General features: G+C 65.5%; 16 protein-coding genes. 10 read left to right on the top strand and 6 right to left on the bottom strand.

Going from position 1 to position 12,781, the window contains the following annotated elements:
- Positions 1-195 precede the first annotated feature (195 nt).
- The 3 genes from cpaB (at position 196) to AC3A6I_RS00875 (ending at position 3,014) form a co-directional block, all read left to right on the top strand.
- A complete protein-coding gene (gene cpaB, locus AC3A6I_RS00885; RefSeq protein ID WP_487541120.1) occupies positions 196-1,308 on the top strand; it encodes a Flp pilus assembly protein CpaB in 1,113 nt (370 codons plus the stop codon).
- Positions 1,309-1,443: 135 nt separating this feature from the next.
- Positions 1,444-2,763, top strand: coding sequence for a type II and III secretion system protein family protein (locus AC3A6I_RS00880; RefSeq protein ID WP_487541119.1), 1,320 nt, complete (start codon positions 1,444-1,446; stop codon positions 2,761-2,763).
- On the top strand, positions 2,760-3,014 hold the full coding sequence (locus tag AC3A6I_RS00875) for a hypothetical protein (RefSeq protein ID WP_487541118.1): 255 nt from the start codon (positions 2,760-2,762) through the stop codon (positions 3,012-3,014). The genes AC3A6I_RS00880 and AC3A6I_RS00875 overlap by 4 nt, the downstream gene beginning before the upstream one ends.
- A gap of 42 nt (positions 3,015-3,056) precedes the next feature.
- Here the strand turns inward: AC3A6I_RS00875 and AC3A6I_RS00870 are convergent, their stop codons facing one another.
- The gene (locus AC3A6I_RS00870; RefSeq protein WP_487541117.1) at positions 3,057-3,572 is read right to left on the bottom strand and encodes a tetratricopeptide repeat protein; all 516 of its coding nucleotides are present in this window, start codon (positions 3,570-3,572) and stop codon (positions 3,057-3,059) included.
- Between the two features lie 191 nt (positions 3,573-3,763).
- Here AC3A6I_RS00870 and AC3A6I_RS00865 point away from each other — a divergent pair, with 191 nt between their 5' ends.
- The gene (locus AC3A6I_RS00865) at positions 3,764-4,234 is read left to right on the top strand and encodes a Crp/Fnr family transcriptional regulator (protein ID WP_487541116.1); all 471 of its coding nucleotides are present in this window, start codon (positions 3,764-3,766) and stop codon (positions 4,232-4,234) included.
- 145 nt (positions 4,235-4,379) lie between these two features.
- Here the strand turns inward: AC3A6I_RS00865 and AC3A6I_RS00860 are convergent, their stop codons facing one another.
- Positions 4,380-5,681, bottom strand: a complete 1,302-nt coding sequence (locus AC3A6I_RS00860) for a PQQ-dependent sugar dehydrogenase (RefSeq protein WP_487541115.1) — start codon at positions 5,679-5,681, stop codon at positions 4,380-4,382.
- A 98-nt stretch (positions 5,682-5,779) separates the two neighbouring features.
- Entirely contained in the window at positions 5,780-6,649 is an 870-nt protein-coding gene (locus tag AC3A6I_RS00855; protein WP_487541114.1) for an NAD-dependent epimerase/dehydratase family protein, read from the bottom strand.
- Between the two features lie 87 nt (positions 6,650-6,736).
- Here AC3A6I_RS00855 and gnd point away from each other — a divergent pair, with 87 nt between their 5' ends.
- Entirely contained in the window at positions 6,737-7,711 is a 975-nt protein-coding gene (gene gnd / locus AC3A6I_RS00850; protein WP_487541113.1) for a phosphogluconate dehydrogenase (NAD(+)-dependent, decarboxylating), read from the top strand.
- Here gnd and AC3A6I_RS00845 read toward each other — a convergent pair.
- Entirely contained in the window at positions 7,708-8,694 is a 987-nt protein-coding gene (locus tag AC3A6I_RS00845) for an acetyltransferase domain-containing protein (RefSeq protein WP_487541112.1), read from the bottom strand. The two genes, gnd and AC3A6I_RS00845, sit on opposite strands and share 4 nt — an antisense overlap.
- Before the next feature lie 233 nt (positions 8,695-8,927).
- Between AC3A6I_RS00845 and AC3A6I_RS00840 the strand changes: the two genes are divergently transcribed.
- From AC3A6I_RS00840 to AC3A6I_RS00820, 5 genes are all read left to right on the top strand, one after another.
- Positions 8,928-9,365: a Crp/Fnr family transcriptional regulator gene (locus tag AC3A6I_RS00840; RefSeq protein ID WP_487541111.1), complete on the top strand. Its 438-nt coding sequence runs from the start codon at positions 8,928-8,930 to the stop codon at positions 9,363-9,365.
- Entirely contained in the window at positions 9,362-9,673 is a 312-nt protein-coding gene (locus AC3A6I_RS00835; protein WP_487541110.1) for an Rdx family protein, read from the top strand. The genes AC3A6I_RS00840 and AC3A6I_RS00835 overlap by 4 nt, the downstream gene beginning before the upstream one ends.
- Before the next feature lie 164 nt (positions 9,674-9,837).
- On the top strand, positions 9,838-10,461 hold the full coding sequence (locus AC3A6I_RS00830; protein WP_487541109.1) for a hypothetical protein: 624 nt from the start codon (positions 9,838-9,840) through the stop codon (positions 10,459-10,461).
- 186 nt (positions 10,462-10,647) lie between these two features.
- Positions 10,648-11,202, top strand: coding sequence for a CreA family protein (locus AC3A6I_RS00825; protein WP_487541108.1), 555 nt, complete (start codon positions 10,648-10,650; stop codon positions 11,200-11,202).
- Positions 11,203-11,406: 204 nt separating this feature from the next.
- Positions 11,407-12,042: a peroxiredoxin gene (locus AC3A6I_RS00820; RefSeq protein ID WP_487541107.1), complete on the top strand. Its 636-nt coding sequence runs from the start codon at positions 11,407-11,409 to the stop codon at positions 12,040-12,042.
- Between the two features lie 59 nt (positions 12,043-12,101).
- Here the strand turns inward: AC3A6I_RS00820 and AC3A6I_RS00815 are convergent, their stop codons facing one another.
- The gene (locus AC3A6I_RS00815; RefSeq protein WP_487541106.1) at positions 12,102-12,362 is read right to left on the bottom strand and encodes a hypothetical protein; all 261 of its coding nucleotides are present in this window, start codon (positions 12,360-12,362) and stop codon (positions 12,102-12,104) included.
- Between the two features lie 56 nt (positions 12,363-12,418).
- Positions 12,419-12,778, bottom strand: coding sequence for an MmcQ/YjbR family DNA-binding protein (locus AC3A6I_RS00810; protein WP_487541105.1), 360 nt, complete (start codon positions 12,776-12,778; stop codon positions 12,419-12,421).
- Positions 12,779-12,781 lie beyond the last annotated feature (3 nt).

The following is a 12,781-nucleotide window of genomic DNA, read 5'->3' as shown; positions in this document are numbered from 1 at the left end:
CGCAATACTCCGGCGCCCCAGGGCGGCCGGATGCTTCGGCATGTCCGCCGCCCGCCCACGGTTAACGCCGCCTTGCCGCGCCGCTGCAAAACCTGCAGCCGCCGAAACCGGGCGGTGACGGCTTTCCCGTAGAACTCGCGATGGGGGCAAGACGGGTCATTCCGCCGGCTGCCTCGACGTGACCGGGAGGCAGGTTTGCTGCGGCGTACCGAAAAGATCGTTCTGCGCGAAGATGGCGAAGAGCCCGAGGCCGACAGCTTCGCCCATGTGCGCCGCGGCCTCAGCGCGCTCCGTCCGCAGCGGTCGAGCGATGTGCCGGCCGAGCCGGACGCCGCGCCCCAGCCGATCGCCGATCTCGAGAATGTCCGCCGCATGGAAGAGCCGGTGGTCGAGCTGTCGCCCGAGCAGAAGCGCAATATCGAGCGCTGGCGCGCCGAGGTGCTGCAGTCGGTCTCGGCCAATGCCGATGACGGCGAGGCCGGGCGGCTGTCGCGCTTCCTCAAGCCCGCCAACATCGCGCTGCTCGCCGTGGCGCTCCTCGCCGGCGGCGGTGCGGCCTTCCTCGCCACCCAGCCGCAAAGCGCCACGGTGACGGCCGAGGTCGCGCCGGCCCCGGTGCCCGAACCGACGCCCGTGGTGGTGCCCGAGCCGATGGCCAAGGTGCTGGTGGCCAAGGCCAATATCGGCATCGGCGAACGGCTCAGCGACAAGAGCGTCGAGTGGATCGACTGGCCCCAGGCCAATCTGCGGCCCGAGTTCATGACCACCGAAGCCGCCGATGCCGATACCGGCATCGCCGATGCGGTCGCCCGCTTCGAGTTCGTCGCCGGCGAGCCCATCCTCGAGACCAAGCTTACCCGCGCCGCCGAGGGCTTCCTGTCGGCCGTGCTCGATCCCGGCACCCGCGCCGTCGCCGTATCGGTCTCGGCCGAATCCGGTTCGGGCGGATTTATCCTCCCCAACGACCGGGTCGATATAGTGCACACCGTGAGCATCAACGAACGACGGGTCTCGACCACCATCCTCTCCAATATCCGGGTCATTGCCATCAACAGCTCGCTGGGCAAGGCCGATCGCGAGGCGGAAAGCGAGGGCGAGGACAAGCCCAAGTCGCGCACCTTCGCCAATGCGCTCGCGACGCTGTCGCTCGATCCGCGCCAGGCCGAGCTGGTGATCTCGGCGACCGGCTCGGGTCAGCTGTCGCTGGTGCTGCGACCGACGGCCGACGTGGCTGAAGCGCAGACGGCGGATCGCAGCCAGGCGGCCAACGAAGCCATCCGGCTGTCGAGCCCGTTCTGGGCCAATTGAGCACGGCATTAAGCCGGTGTTGACCGAAGGTCGGTAGATTTTGCAGTGGGCTTGGTTGGACTGGACGGACAGATGATGCGGGGGCATTTTCGGGCATTGGCCCAGGCGGTGCGGGCGGCCTTGTGCGCGGCCGCGATGAGCGGGCTCGCAGCGCTCGGCGCGGCGCCGGCCATGGCGCAGACCGTCACCTATGATCTCAGCACCACCTCGGTGATGCGCATCAACCTGCCCATGTCGCAGGCGGTCACCGTGGTGATCTCGGATGCCGTGGGCAAGATTGTCTCGGCCGATCCGGGCATTGCCGATGCGCAGCCGATCACCGATCGCTCGCTCTACCTCGTCGGCAAGGGTTTTGGCACGACCACCGTGAACCTTTACTCCGAAGCCGGCGCGCCGGTCGGGCTACTGGCAGTCGAAGTGGGCGCCGATCTCGCCGATATCCGCAGTTCGATCCGCGACGCGGTGCCCAATTCCAAGGTGACGGTGTCGAGCGTCAATGGCCGCATCCGGCTGGGCGGCACGGTCAGCGACCGGCAGGCGATGGACCAGGTTCTCGCTGTGGTCGAGCAATATGGCAGCCCGGCCATCATCAACACCATGACCCTGACCGGCGGCCAGCAGGTCAATCTCGAGGTGCGCATTCTCGAAGCGCAACGCGATGCAGGGCGCGAGCTGGGCATCAGCTGGAACGGCAGCGTCGGCGATACCGGCGTAACCATTGGCGGTGCCTCGGCGTCGTTCTCGAGCTTCGTCACGCAGGTCATCTCGTCGGGCATGGGCATCAATCTCAGCGCCACCATCAATGCGCTCGAGGGCAAGGCGCTGGTGCGCACGCTGGCCGAACCGAATCTGACGACGCTGTCGGGCATCCCGGCGAGCTTTCTCGCCGGCGGGCAGATACCCGTCCGCACGGTCGACAACGACGGCAATGTCGCGCTCAACTATCGCGATTTCGGCGTGCGCCTGCAGTTCACCCCGGTGGTGATGGAAGGCGACCGCATCCAGATCCACCTCGCGCCCGAGGTCAGCGGCATCAACGGCTTTACCGGCACCGGCGACCCGGTGTTCAACACGCGCAATCTCGATGCGACGGTGGAGCTGCGCGACGGGCAGAGCTTCGCCGTGGCCGGCCTGCTGCAGAACGACACACAGCTCGACCAGACGCAGTTGCCCTGGCTGGGCGACGTGCCGATCCTGGGCTCGCTGTTCAAGTCCTCGAGCTACAAGAAGCACGATACCGAACTCGTCGTGATCGTGACGCCACGGCTGGTGCAGCCGGCAACGCCGGGACAGGTGCTGGCCACCCCGCTCGACAAGACCGCGCCGCCGAACGATCTCGAATTCTTCGCCGTCGGGCAGATGGAAGTGAAGCCCCGGGTGCTCAAGAACATCCAGAGCGGCGCCGGTATCGTCGGCCCCTATGGCTACATCATCGACCTGGGGAGCGGCAGTTGAGCGGGCGCAGCATGAAACTCGCCGGGCTGCTGGCGTGTGCCGCAGCATTGCTGGTGCTGGGCGGCTGCGCCTACGACTACATCCAGCGCACCGACCGGGTGTCCTACAATGCCGGCGATGCGGTGAGGGCGAACATGGCGATCCAGACGACCAACCCGTCCAAGGCTTCGCAGTATTCGACCACCGGCCTGGGCAAGAACAGCAACGTGGTCGGCGAGCCGTCCAAGGCGGCCGGCGAGGCCACCGAGTAGTCCCCGCGCCGCTGTAACCGCGCTATTGTTTCAGTGTCGGGATCAGGCCTGCGAGGCGGCTGCGGCGTCGCGCAGCAGCTGGATATTGTTGGCGACGACGACGTTTTCGGGATCGATCGCCTGGGCCTTGCGGAAGTTGGCCATCGCCTGGCGGAAGTCGCCGCGCAGCATCTGGGAATAGCCGACATTGTTGTAGTACTGCGCCGTGCCGCCGCTGAGCTTGAACAGCGAGGCGTAGACGCGGTCGGCGAGGTCGAAACGGCCGAGGCGGTCGTATGAGGCGCCAAGGCCGATATAGGCCTCGGCATTGGCGGGCTGCAGCTCGGCGGCGCGCTTGTAGAAGGCGGCCGAATGCCCGAAATCATTGTTACGGAAATGCGCCCGACCCTGCAGCAGCGCGCGGTCGGCGGTGTAGCTGCCGATATCGGAGACTTCCGCCACGGCGAGCTTGTTGTTGCCGAACGAGGACAGCCCCGCCGAGCTGCAGGCCGACAGGGCCACACCACCCGTCACCAGGGCGACGGCAAGCGCACTCATCCTGAGCGAAGACCGAAACATCGAAACTGCCCCCATTCCGCGTCGCAATGCGGATGTAACCAAGGATCACGCTAGCGAGGCCCGTGTTACGATTGGTGAACAGGCTTGGTTTCCTTGCCGGTAGCCTTAATGGAGCATTACGGGCGGCGGCCCGGCCCCTTTCTCCGGCGGCCGCGTCGTGCAAGTCTGGCCGTCGATCAGGGAGTTCTTCCATGCCCAGCATAGCCGCGCTCTCCGTCTCGCTGCCGCTCGAAACGCTGTCTCCAGGCACGCATCTCACCACCGAGGGCACGCGGTCCGGCCAGCTCTACGTGCTGGAATCGGGGCGGCTCAAGGTGACGCGGGGCGGCGTGACGCTCGCCAGCATCGAGGAACCCGGCTCGATCGTGGGGGAGATGGCGGTGCTGCTCGGCACGCCGCACAGCGCCACGGTGGTCGCCGAGACCGAGGTGAAGATTCGGGTCATGGCCAATGCCATCGACGTGCTGAGCCAGAATGCCGATTTCGCGCTGCATATCGCAACGCTCGCCTGTGCGCGGCTCAACACGACTTCGGCGCTGCTGGTCGAGATGCAGAACCAGTCCGAGGACCAGCCGCGCGAGAAGGCGCTGATGCAGCGCATCCTCGGGGCACTCACCGCCGCGCCGAAGTTTTCGCGCGGCGGCAAAGTTGATCATGAGTAGGTCAGGGGCCTCACGCCGGACGGCATGTTCTAGACTCCGGCGTCATCCCCGCGCAGGCGGGGAACCAGTTGTGGCCAGCACTGTGCCCCGACTGGATTCCCGCCTACGCGGGAATGACGGTCGTGGTGTTGGCGGCGACCTAAGCTCAGGCCCCGGTGACGCGCCAGATCACGTCGCCGACGTCGTCGGCGAGCAGCAGCGCGCCATCGGCCGCGATGACCACGCCGACCGGCCGGCCGTAGGAGAAGGACTCGTCGGCCGATAGGAACCCGGTGAGTATGTCGCGCGGGGTCGAGCCATCCGGCTTGCCGTTGGCGAAGGCAACGAAGGTCAGCTTGTAGCCCGACAGCGTCGAGCGATTCCACGAACCGTGCTGGCCGATGGCCATGCCTTCGGGGAAGCCCGGCAGTTGGCCGGCCGGCAGCCAGGCGAGGCCGAGCGAGGCGGTATGGCCGCCAAGCGCATAGTCGGGCGCCGTGGCGCGGGCGACCAGCGCCGGATCCTGCTCGACGCGGTGGTCGACGATGTTACCCCAGTAGGAGTAGGGCCAGCCGTAGAAGCCGCCATCCTTGACCGAGGTCAGGTAGTCGGGCGGGGTCTCGTCGCCGATACCGTCGCGCTCGTTGACCACGGTCCAGAGCTCGCCGGTGGTCGGCTCGAAGGCGAGGCCGACCGGGTTGCGCAGGCCACCGGCGAAGATGCGGCTTTTGCCGGTCGCGAGGTCGAGTTCGAAGATGCAGGCGCGGCCTTCCTCGACCTGCATGCCGTCGTCGCCGATATTGCTCTTAGAACCGACGCCGACATAGAGCTTGGTCTTGTCAGCACTCGCCAGGAGACTCCGGGTCCAGTGGCCGTGCGGCTTGGTATCCATCAGCTTCTTGCCGGGCGCGGTGATGCGGGTCTCGCCGACCTTGAACGGGAAGGCGTAGACACCGTCGGTGTTGCCAACATAGAGCGTCTCGCCGATCAGCTGCATGCCGAAGGGCTGGTTGAGGTTGTCGAGCAGCGTGTGCTGCTCTTCGGCCACGCCGTCGCCATCGGCATCGCGCAGCAGCGTGATGCGGTTGGCCGAGACGCCCGTCGCCTTGGCCCGCTTCATGGTGGCGAACATGGCGTAGTCGAAGGCGTTCTTGACGCCGCCCGGCGTGCTCAGCGCTTCGGCGACGAGGACGTCGCCATTGGGCAGCACGTGCATCCAGCGCGGGTGCTTCAGGCCACGGGCAAAGGCATTGACCTTGAGGCCAGCAGCAGCGGTCGGCTTCTCGTCGCCCTGCCAGCCGCGCGCGGTCGGCATCTTGAGGGTCGGGATGGACTGCGGGCGCGCTTCCGGAATGTCCGGCGTCTTGCCGTAGATGGGGGAGCGCCTGGGCTCATTGAACTGACGCGCAAGAATGGCGGCGCCGCCAATCCAGGCGACGACGCGCGCAAACATGTCGGTGATATTCATCTATCGGTCCCCAAGTCCATGCAGTGGGGCACGACTGCCCCACATCTGTTGTGCGCATACGTGGCGGGCAGCGCGAAGGCAACACCCGCCATGCCGGATCAGACCAAGCCGGCCGCCTTCAGGTCGGCCCAGACGTCATCCTTGGGATCGTAGCCGATCCACTTGCGGCCATCCTCGAGGTCCCAGGGCATGCCCGAGTTGGCCGACATACCGTTGACGACGATGGCCGGCCCCGGCCACTTGCCGGCATCGGCGGTGAGCGCGGCAAGCATCAACCGGTCGTGGTCGTCGTTCGAAAGCCACATGTCGCGATACCACTTGAGGTTGCGCGCGCTGACCTCATCGTTCGGCTCGGCCCGGTCGCCGCCGCCATTGGAGAGCGTGGTGGCGAGGTTCTCGGCGCGCTGGCACCAGCCGATGCGGGTCGCGACCGCGGTGATGCGGCCGTCGGTGGCATTGGCGCGTGCGATGCATAGCCGCTCGCCCAGCATCTTGGTCGCGCCATAGGCCGCGCCCCAGCGATACATGTCGCCGTCCCAGTAGCGGGTGCCGCTCTTTTGCGGCGTCGACATCCGGAGCTTGCCGCCATCGGTCAGCGGCTCGTCCTTGTAGCCACCCATGGCGTGGTTGGACGAGGCGAAGACGAACCGGCAGGGCTTGGTGCCGCCCCCCGCCTGCTCGAGCAGGTTGGCGGTCATGTCGAACGACTTGGCCGATTCCTCCCAGCTCGAGGTTGGGGCGGGATTGGCCGACGCGTAGTGAACGATGCCATCCGCGGCGCGCACCGGCTCGAGCCAGCGCACATCATGCGGATCGGCGAGATCGGCGACCACGGACCGGGACTTGCCCGAAGCCTCGAAGGGATGAACGTCGATACCCACGATGTCGCTGACCCAATCGGCCTTTTCGAGGGCCAAGCGAAGTTTGGTCCCCAGATTGCCGGCGCCGCCGGTCACCACTACGCGCATGCTTATCCTCCACGCGGGCTTCTCGCCCGTGACACTGAACTTGCCTATAACACCCAGCGCGCCAGTCGGCACGATGGAGATCATGTTATGCAGATCGGTATTGTCGGGTTAGGTCGGATGGGCGGCAATATCGCCAAACGGCTGATGCGCGCCGGACATGATTGCGCCGTCTACGACATCGACGCCGCCGCCCGCGCCGCGCTCGGCGAAGCCGGTGCCCGCCCGGCCGAAACGCTCGAAGCGCTCGTCGACTCGCTGACGGAATCGCCGCGCGCCATCTGGGTGATGCTGCCGGCCGGCAAGGTGACCGAAGGTACGCTCGCCCACCTCGCCTCGTGCCTCGCGCCCGGCGACATCCTGATCGACGGCGGCAACAGCTACTACAAGGACGATGTCCGCCGCGCCGCCGAGTTCGCCAAAATCGGCGTCCGCTATGTCGATGTCGGCACCTCGGGCGGCGTCTGGGGGCTGGAGCGTGGCTTCTGCCTGATGATCGGTGGCGACACCGAAGCGGTCGATCATCTCGACCCGATCTTTGCCGCCCTCGCCCCGGGCCGCGGCGAGATCGAGGTCACGCCCGGCCGCGAACATCTCGATCCCAGGGCGGAGTTCGGCTACATCCACGCCGGCCCCGCCGGTGCCGGCCATTTCGTCAAGATGGTCCATAACGGCATCGAGTACGGGATGATGCAGGCTTATGCCGAAGGCTTCCATATCCTCGCCAGCAAGGGCGGCGAGATGCTGCCGCCAGGCGAACGGTTCGACCTGAACATCGCCGACATCGCCGAGGTATGGCGGCGTGGTTCGGTGGTGACCTCGTGGCTGCTCGACCTGAGCGCCATCGCGCTCGCCAGGGATCCGCGGCTCGACGACTTCACCGGACAGGTCGCCGATTCCGGCGAAGGCCGCTGGACGGTTGAAGCGGCGATTGAGGAAGCGGTGCCGGCCGAGGTACTGACGGCGGCTCTGTTCACCCGCTTCCGCTCGCGCACCGACAACACGTTCGCCGAAAAGATGCTCTCGGCCATGCGCCTCGGTTTCGGCGGCCACAAGGAAAGCTAGGGCGTCGCCGCCATGGCCTGGCACAGCGTGCTGATCTCACTCAGCCGTCTGCTTTGCTCGGCCGTCAGCTGGGCCATGTCGGCAATGTCGACGAGCCCCTCCGGCTCGGCCTGCTCGAGCGCGCACTGGCAGAGGCGCTGGCAGTAGCCGGCGTCGTTGCCACCAGTACCGCAGCTTTGCGAGCAGGAATTGAGGAACCGCTCGGACGTGGTGAGCACCGGCGGCATGATCACCGGCGACTGCAGCTGGCTGAGCCCGAACAGGATGCCGATGATCGCCGGCTGGTGCAGCAGGTAGATCAACAGGCTCCAGCGGCCGGCGAAAGCCAGCCCGCGCGCCACCGGCTCATCGGAACGCCATGCCGCGACCTTTGATGCCAGCGGACTGGCCCGCAGCAGCCGCATGCCGGCAATGCCGAGCAGCGTCACGCCGAACCAGGGAAAGATCGGCACCACGTCGCTGGTTGGCGGCGAAACCGGCCAGAAGCCGATCCAGCCGAGTTCGCGGCTCGAGAATATCGGATCGTTCCAGGCGAAGTTCGCCGCGATGACGGCGACGCCGATCGCTGCGACCAGCCATGGATTGAGCCGCAGGAAGGCAAGGCCGAGCAGCGAGAATAATGCGATGGCGTGCAGCACGCCGAAGAACACGAAGTAGTCGGGGAACATCCAATAGGTGCCGGCCGTCGTTGCCAGCGCGCCGGCGGCGATCAACACCCAGCGGCGCCAGAAGCTGCGCCAGCGGATGCCGTCGCCATGGCCGAGCACCAGCCCGGCGCCGACCAGCAGCAGAAAACTCGTCAGGATCGACTTCTGGAACACCACCCAGCCGAGCTCGCTGGTGACGTCGACGTTGGAGTAGCCGAAATAGTAGAGGTCCCACGCCACATGGAAGACGATCATCGCGAGGATGGCGACGGCGCGCAGTATGTCGAGCAGCTGCCAGCGCGGGCGCGGCGCGATGCTCATCTCATCCGAACTCAAACTCAGGCCTCCGGGCGACTCATGCCCGACAATAGTGGAACCGGATCACCTCTCAAGCATTGCTTGGACGCCCCTGTCGGCGTGTGCGCCCCCACCGCCGACCCCATGAGCCGCTCGAACTCCCCCGTTCGGGCGGTTCTCCATTTGGGCTGTGCGGAGCTGACGCGCCCGCTTCGCAATGTCGTAAAGCTCGGCTACCATTGGCCAATCGCGATCCGGGCGGGAGTGCGCGCGTGGCAGATCAGGATTGGCTGAGATTCGATTTCTTTCCGGCCGGAGCGGAGCTCATCAGCCAGGGCTCGGAAGCCGGCGGCAGCATCATGGTGCTCAAGGAAGGCGAGGTCGAAGTCCTGCGTGACGGCAAGTATGTGTCGACGATCAAGCAGCCGGGCGCCATCTTCGGCGAGATGAGCGTGCTGCTCGAGCGGCCGCATTCGGCTACCGTCCGCGCCGTCACCGACGTACAGCTCTTCGTCGTCGACGATGCACTCAAGGTGCTGGAATCGCACCCGGCCTGGCTGCTGCAGATCGCGCGGCTGCTGGCGCAGCGGGTCAACGCCACCACGGCGCAGCTCGTGGCGCTCAAGCAGCAGCGGGTCGAAGGCGAGGACGACGAAGTGCTCGTCTTGCCCACCAACGTCTTTGCTTCATGGGCGGACCCGCAGATATGACCGGCAAGCCCAAACTCGCCATCACCTACTGCACGCAGTGCAACTGGTTGCTGCGCGCCGCCTGGATGCAACAGGAGGTGCTTTCCACCTTCAGCCTCGAGATGGGCGAGGTGAGCCTCATCCCCGGCACCGGCGGCATCTTCGAAATCCATCTCGATGGCGAACTGGTGTGGGAGCGCAAGCGCGATGGCGGCTTCCCTGACGCCAAACAGATCAAGCAACTGGTGCGCGACAGGATCGACCCCGGCCGCGACCTCGGTCACATTGATCGCCCCCATGGCCCGGCGGCCCGTACGGGACATCCCTGACCGTTACGTTCACGTCCCGACGTTAATTCCTGACGAAGCCGCTCAACTCTAAATGCTTGACCACAATTCGCTTTCCGTCGCGATATACTGTATTTCGTGAGTTGACTCCGCGTTTAACTGGTGATTAACCGGTAAATGCGGCTGGGTAAATTCGGAGTAGGAACATGAAATCAGTTTTGGGCCGCTCCCAGGCGGTATTCGCGACAATCCTCAAGCTGGCGGCGCCCGGCGTGAGGCGCGTAATGGCCGTAGCGTTTGGAGCATTCCTCACTTTTGCGGGCGGCGCCATGCTTTCCGCCCCCGCCTATGCCATCACCATCGACTTCAGCACGGCGAGCGTTGCTGGATTTACGTTCGATGGCCTCAATACGACCAATGGCAACTGCCCCAGCGCGCCGCCCTGCGATCATGTCAACAATGCAGGGGCGACGCTGACAATTACGGCGCTCTCCGGCACTTTTGACTTTGCGAGCTTCCTCTACAAGTTCCAGGGCAGCGACGGCACCTTGACTGTTACGTCCGACAAAACCACGGCGACGGATTTCATCGCACTGGTGTTCCCGGATACGGCGATACACACGTATAACCTGGCGGCGAACCTGGTCTCGTACTTCACCGGTGTGACCTGGATCAAGTTTACGTCCGACAATCAGGCGAACGTTCGTATCGATGACATCACGCTCAATGTCGCGGCCGTGCCGGTGCCGGCAGGCATCGCGCTGGGCGCGAGCGCCCTCGGGCTGCTCGGCGTCATGGGCTGGCGCCGGAAGAAGACCGCCGCCGCCTGACGGCGCGACCGTCTCCGCGTATACCAGCCTCGAGTCTTCATGCGCCGGCGAAACTTCGCCGGCGCAGTCTTTCCGGGGAGCACAGCGGCCTGCCTCGATAATCGGGCCGATAACGCTTGCGTGAGGCGCAGGCGTTTCCCATGTGTCAGCCGTTCTGGTTTCACCACTGGCTCGGGATCCTCATCAATGCTCAAGCGCCTCGCTTCGATTACCTCCGTCCTGCTGCTGACGAGCCTTGTTGCCGCGTGCGGCAACAACGATAACTCCACTAATGTGGGCAGCGTCGGCGTCGACTGGACCGGAAACGACATCACTGTCGAGGCCGTGGCCGATCCCGAGGTCAAGGGCGTCGTCTGCCATGTCGCCTATTTCAACCGCTCGCTGATCGACCGGCTGCAACAGGGCAACTGGTTCGAGGACCCGTCCTATTCCGCGGTCGATTGCTCGGCCGCTGGCCCGATCACCGTGGGCAACATCAACACCAACAAGGGCGGCGAGGAGATCTTCCAGCAGTCGCGCTCACTGATCTGGAAGAGCCTGCGCGTGTCGCGCATCTACGATGCGCCGAACAATGTGCTGGTCTATCTCGCCCATGCGCGCGAGTTGCAGCTCGGCTCGGGCAAGATGTCGCTCTCGGTCGTGCCGCTCACCGGCGAGAATGTCACCTGGACGAACGGTCCGCCGGCCGGCAGCGCAGCCGCCACTGCGGCTCCGACCGGCACGGCCTCGGGTGGAATTTAGCCATCGCTCTGGCCGCGACAGCTAAATCCCTCGTCGTGCACGCATTTCGAGCAACGCCGGGGACGCGAAAGCGATGTCCCCGGCTTGACGGCAAAATACAAAAACATTCCAACCCTTGCGGTCGCATTGTCGCGGCAGCCATCGGATAGTGTGGCCGCGTGCGCGTGCGGCGCATGTACGGCTCGACCGTAGAAGGAGTAAGTCATGGCAATTCTCATCGGCGATACCGCCCCCGATTTCGAGGCGGAGACCACCGAAGGTCGCATCCGCTTCCACGATTACATCGACGGCAGCTGGGCCGTACTGTTTTCGCACCCGAAGAATTTCACCCCGGTCTGCACCACCGAGCTCGGCTACACCGCCAAGCTGAAGCCCGAGTTCGACAAGCGCGGCGTCAAGGTGCTCGGCCTGTCGGTCGACAAGCTCGAGAACCATGCCGGTTGGGCCGCCGATATCGCCGAGACGCAGGGCGCGACGCTCAATTTCCCGCTGATCTCGGATGCCGAGCGGGAGGTCGCCACCAAGTACGACATGATCCACCCGAACGCCAACGACAGCCTGACCGTGCGGTCGCTGTTCGTGATCGGGCCGGACAAGAAGGTGAAGCTTAAGATCGAGTATCCGGCCTCCACCGGTCGCAACTTCGACGAGATCCTGCGCGTCATCGACAGCCTGCAACTCACGGCGCGCCACCAGGTGGCGACGCCGGTGAACTGGAAGCACGGCGAGGACGTGATCATCGTGCCGGCCGTCTCGGACGAGGCGGCGCGCGAAAAATACCCCGAGGGCTGGAAGACGCTGAAACCCTATCTGCGCCTCGTGCCGCAGCCGCGTGCCTGACACGCACGGCGTCGCAGCGATTGGTCAACGGGCGGTCCCAGCGGGCCGCCCGTTTCGCATCACGGGTTGCCGTGCAGCGACCGGTCGATGGAGGCGAGCAGCACCACGATCCGTGCCAGCGCCATCAGCACCAGGCCGCCGACGAAGGGCAGCACCGCCCATTCGAGGAAGCGCGCCGTCGAAATGATGGCCGGGAGGATGCCGTTGTCGGCAGCCGCGGCCGTATAGCTGTCGAATAGCGCAGGCCCGGAAAAGCCCACGACCACTACGGTCACCAACGTTGTGACCAGACCAACGAGATAGAGCAGTGCTGCAACCATGTGTGCCCCCTCAGGCTCGGCAAGGCTTGCAGGTTAAGGAGGCCTTAACGTTGAAGTCAACGCACCGACTGCGACAATCCAAGCTCGGCCTTGAGCTTGCGCGTCAGCTTGGCCGCGATCATGCGATGTGACGCGGCGATATAGCCAGCCAGGAGCTCCGCTTCGAGCGCATCCGGGCTCACCTGTACCCACTGACGCTTGGCGAAATAGGCCGCCTGCCCGATGCCATCGAGCTCGATCAGGCCGTCAAAGGCGATCTCGCTGACCTTGAATACGATGTCGCGGCTCGCATCACCGAGCAGGCAGAACACCTTGCCGCCGACCTTGCCGACCAGCGCTTCCCACTGCTCGTGCAGCGTCGCCGCCGGCAGCGTTGCGACGAAGGCGGTGAAGGCGGCGCGATCGTGGAGACTCATGGC

This window comes from Devosia sp. Soil_C_22 (genome assembly GCF_057657195.1).
This window is presented reverse-complemented; position numbering and strand designations above follow the sequence as displayed.

What these genes read in the sequence shown, in the direction of transcription:
- AC3A6I_RS00880 (WP_487541119.1), top strand. Translation starts at nt 1,444, where the DNA reads ATGAGCGGGCTCGCAGCGCTCGGCGCGGCGCCGGCCATGGCGCAGACC.
- AC3A6I_RS00870 (WP_487541117.1), bottom strand. Translation starts at nt 3,572, where the DNA reads ATGTTTCGGTCTTCGCTCAGGATGAGTGCGCTTGCCGTCGCCCTGGTG.
- AC3A6I_RS00865 (WP_487541116.1), top strand. Translation starts at nt 3,764, where the DNA reads ATGCCCAGCATAGCCGCGCTCTCCGTCTCGCTGCCGCTCGAAACGCTG.
- AC3A6I_RS00860 (WP_487541115.1), bottom strand. Translation starts at nt 5,681, where the DNA reads ATGAATATCACCGACATGTTTGCGCGCGTCGTCGCCTGGATTGGCGGC.
- AC3A6I_RS00855 (WP_487541114.1), bottom strand. Translation starts at nt 6,649, where the DNA reads ATGCGCGTAGTGGTGACCGGCGGCGCCGGCAATCTGGGGACCAAACTT.
- gnd (WP_487541113.1), top strand. Translation starts at nt 6,737, where the DNA reads ATGCAGATCGGTATTGTCGGGTTAGGTCGGATGGGCGGCAATATCGCC.
- AC3A6I_RS00835 (WP_487541110.1), top strand. Translation starts at nt 9,362, where the DNA reads ATGACCGGCAAGCCCAAACTCGCCATCACCTACTGCACGCAGTGCAAC.
- AC3A6I_RS00830 (WP_487541109.1), top strand. Translation starts at nt 9,838, where the DNA reads ATGAAATCAGTTTTGGGCCGCTCCCAGGCGGTATTCGCGACAATCCTC.
- AC3A6I_RS00825 (WP_487541108.1), top strand. Translation starts at nt 10,648, where the DNA reads ATGCTCAAGCGCCTCGCTTCGATTACCTCCGTCCTGCTGCTGACGAGC.
- AC3A6I_RS00820 (WP_487541107.1), top strand. Translation starts at nt 11,407, where the DNA reads ATGGCAATTCTCATCGGCGATACCGCCCCCGATTTCGAGGCGGAGACC.
- AC3A6I_RS00815 (WP_487541106.1), bottom strand. Translation starts at nt 12,362, where the DNA reads ATGGTTGCAGCACTGCTCTATCTCGTTGGTCTGGTCACAACGTTGGTG.
- AC3A6I_RS00810 (WP_487541105.1), bottom strand. Translation starts at nt 12,778, where the DNA reads ATGAGTCTCCACGATCGCGCCGCCTTCACCGCCTTCGTCGCAACGCTG.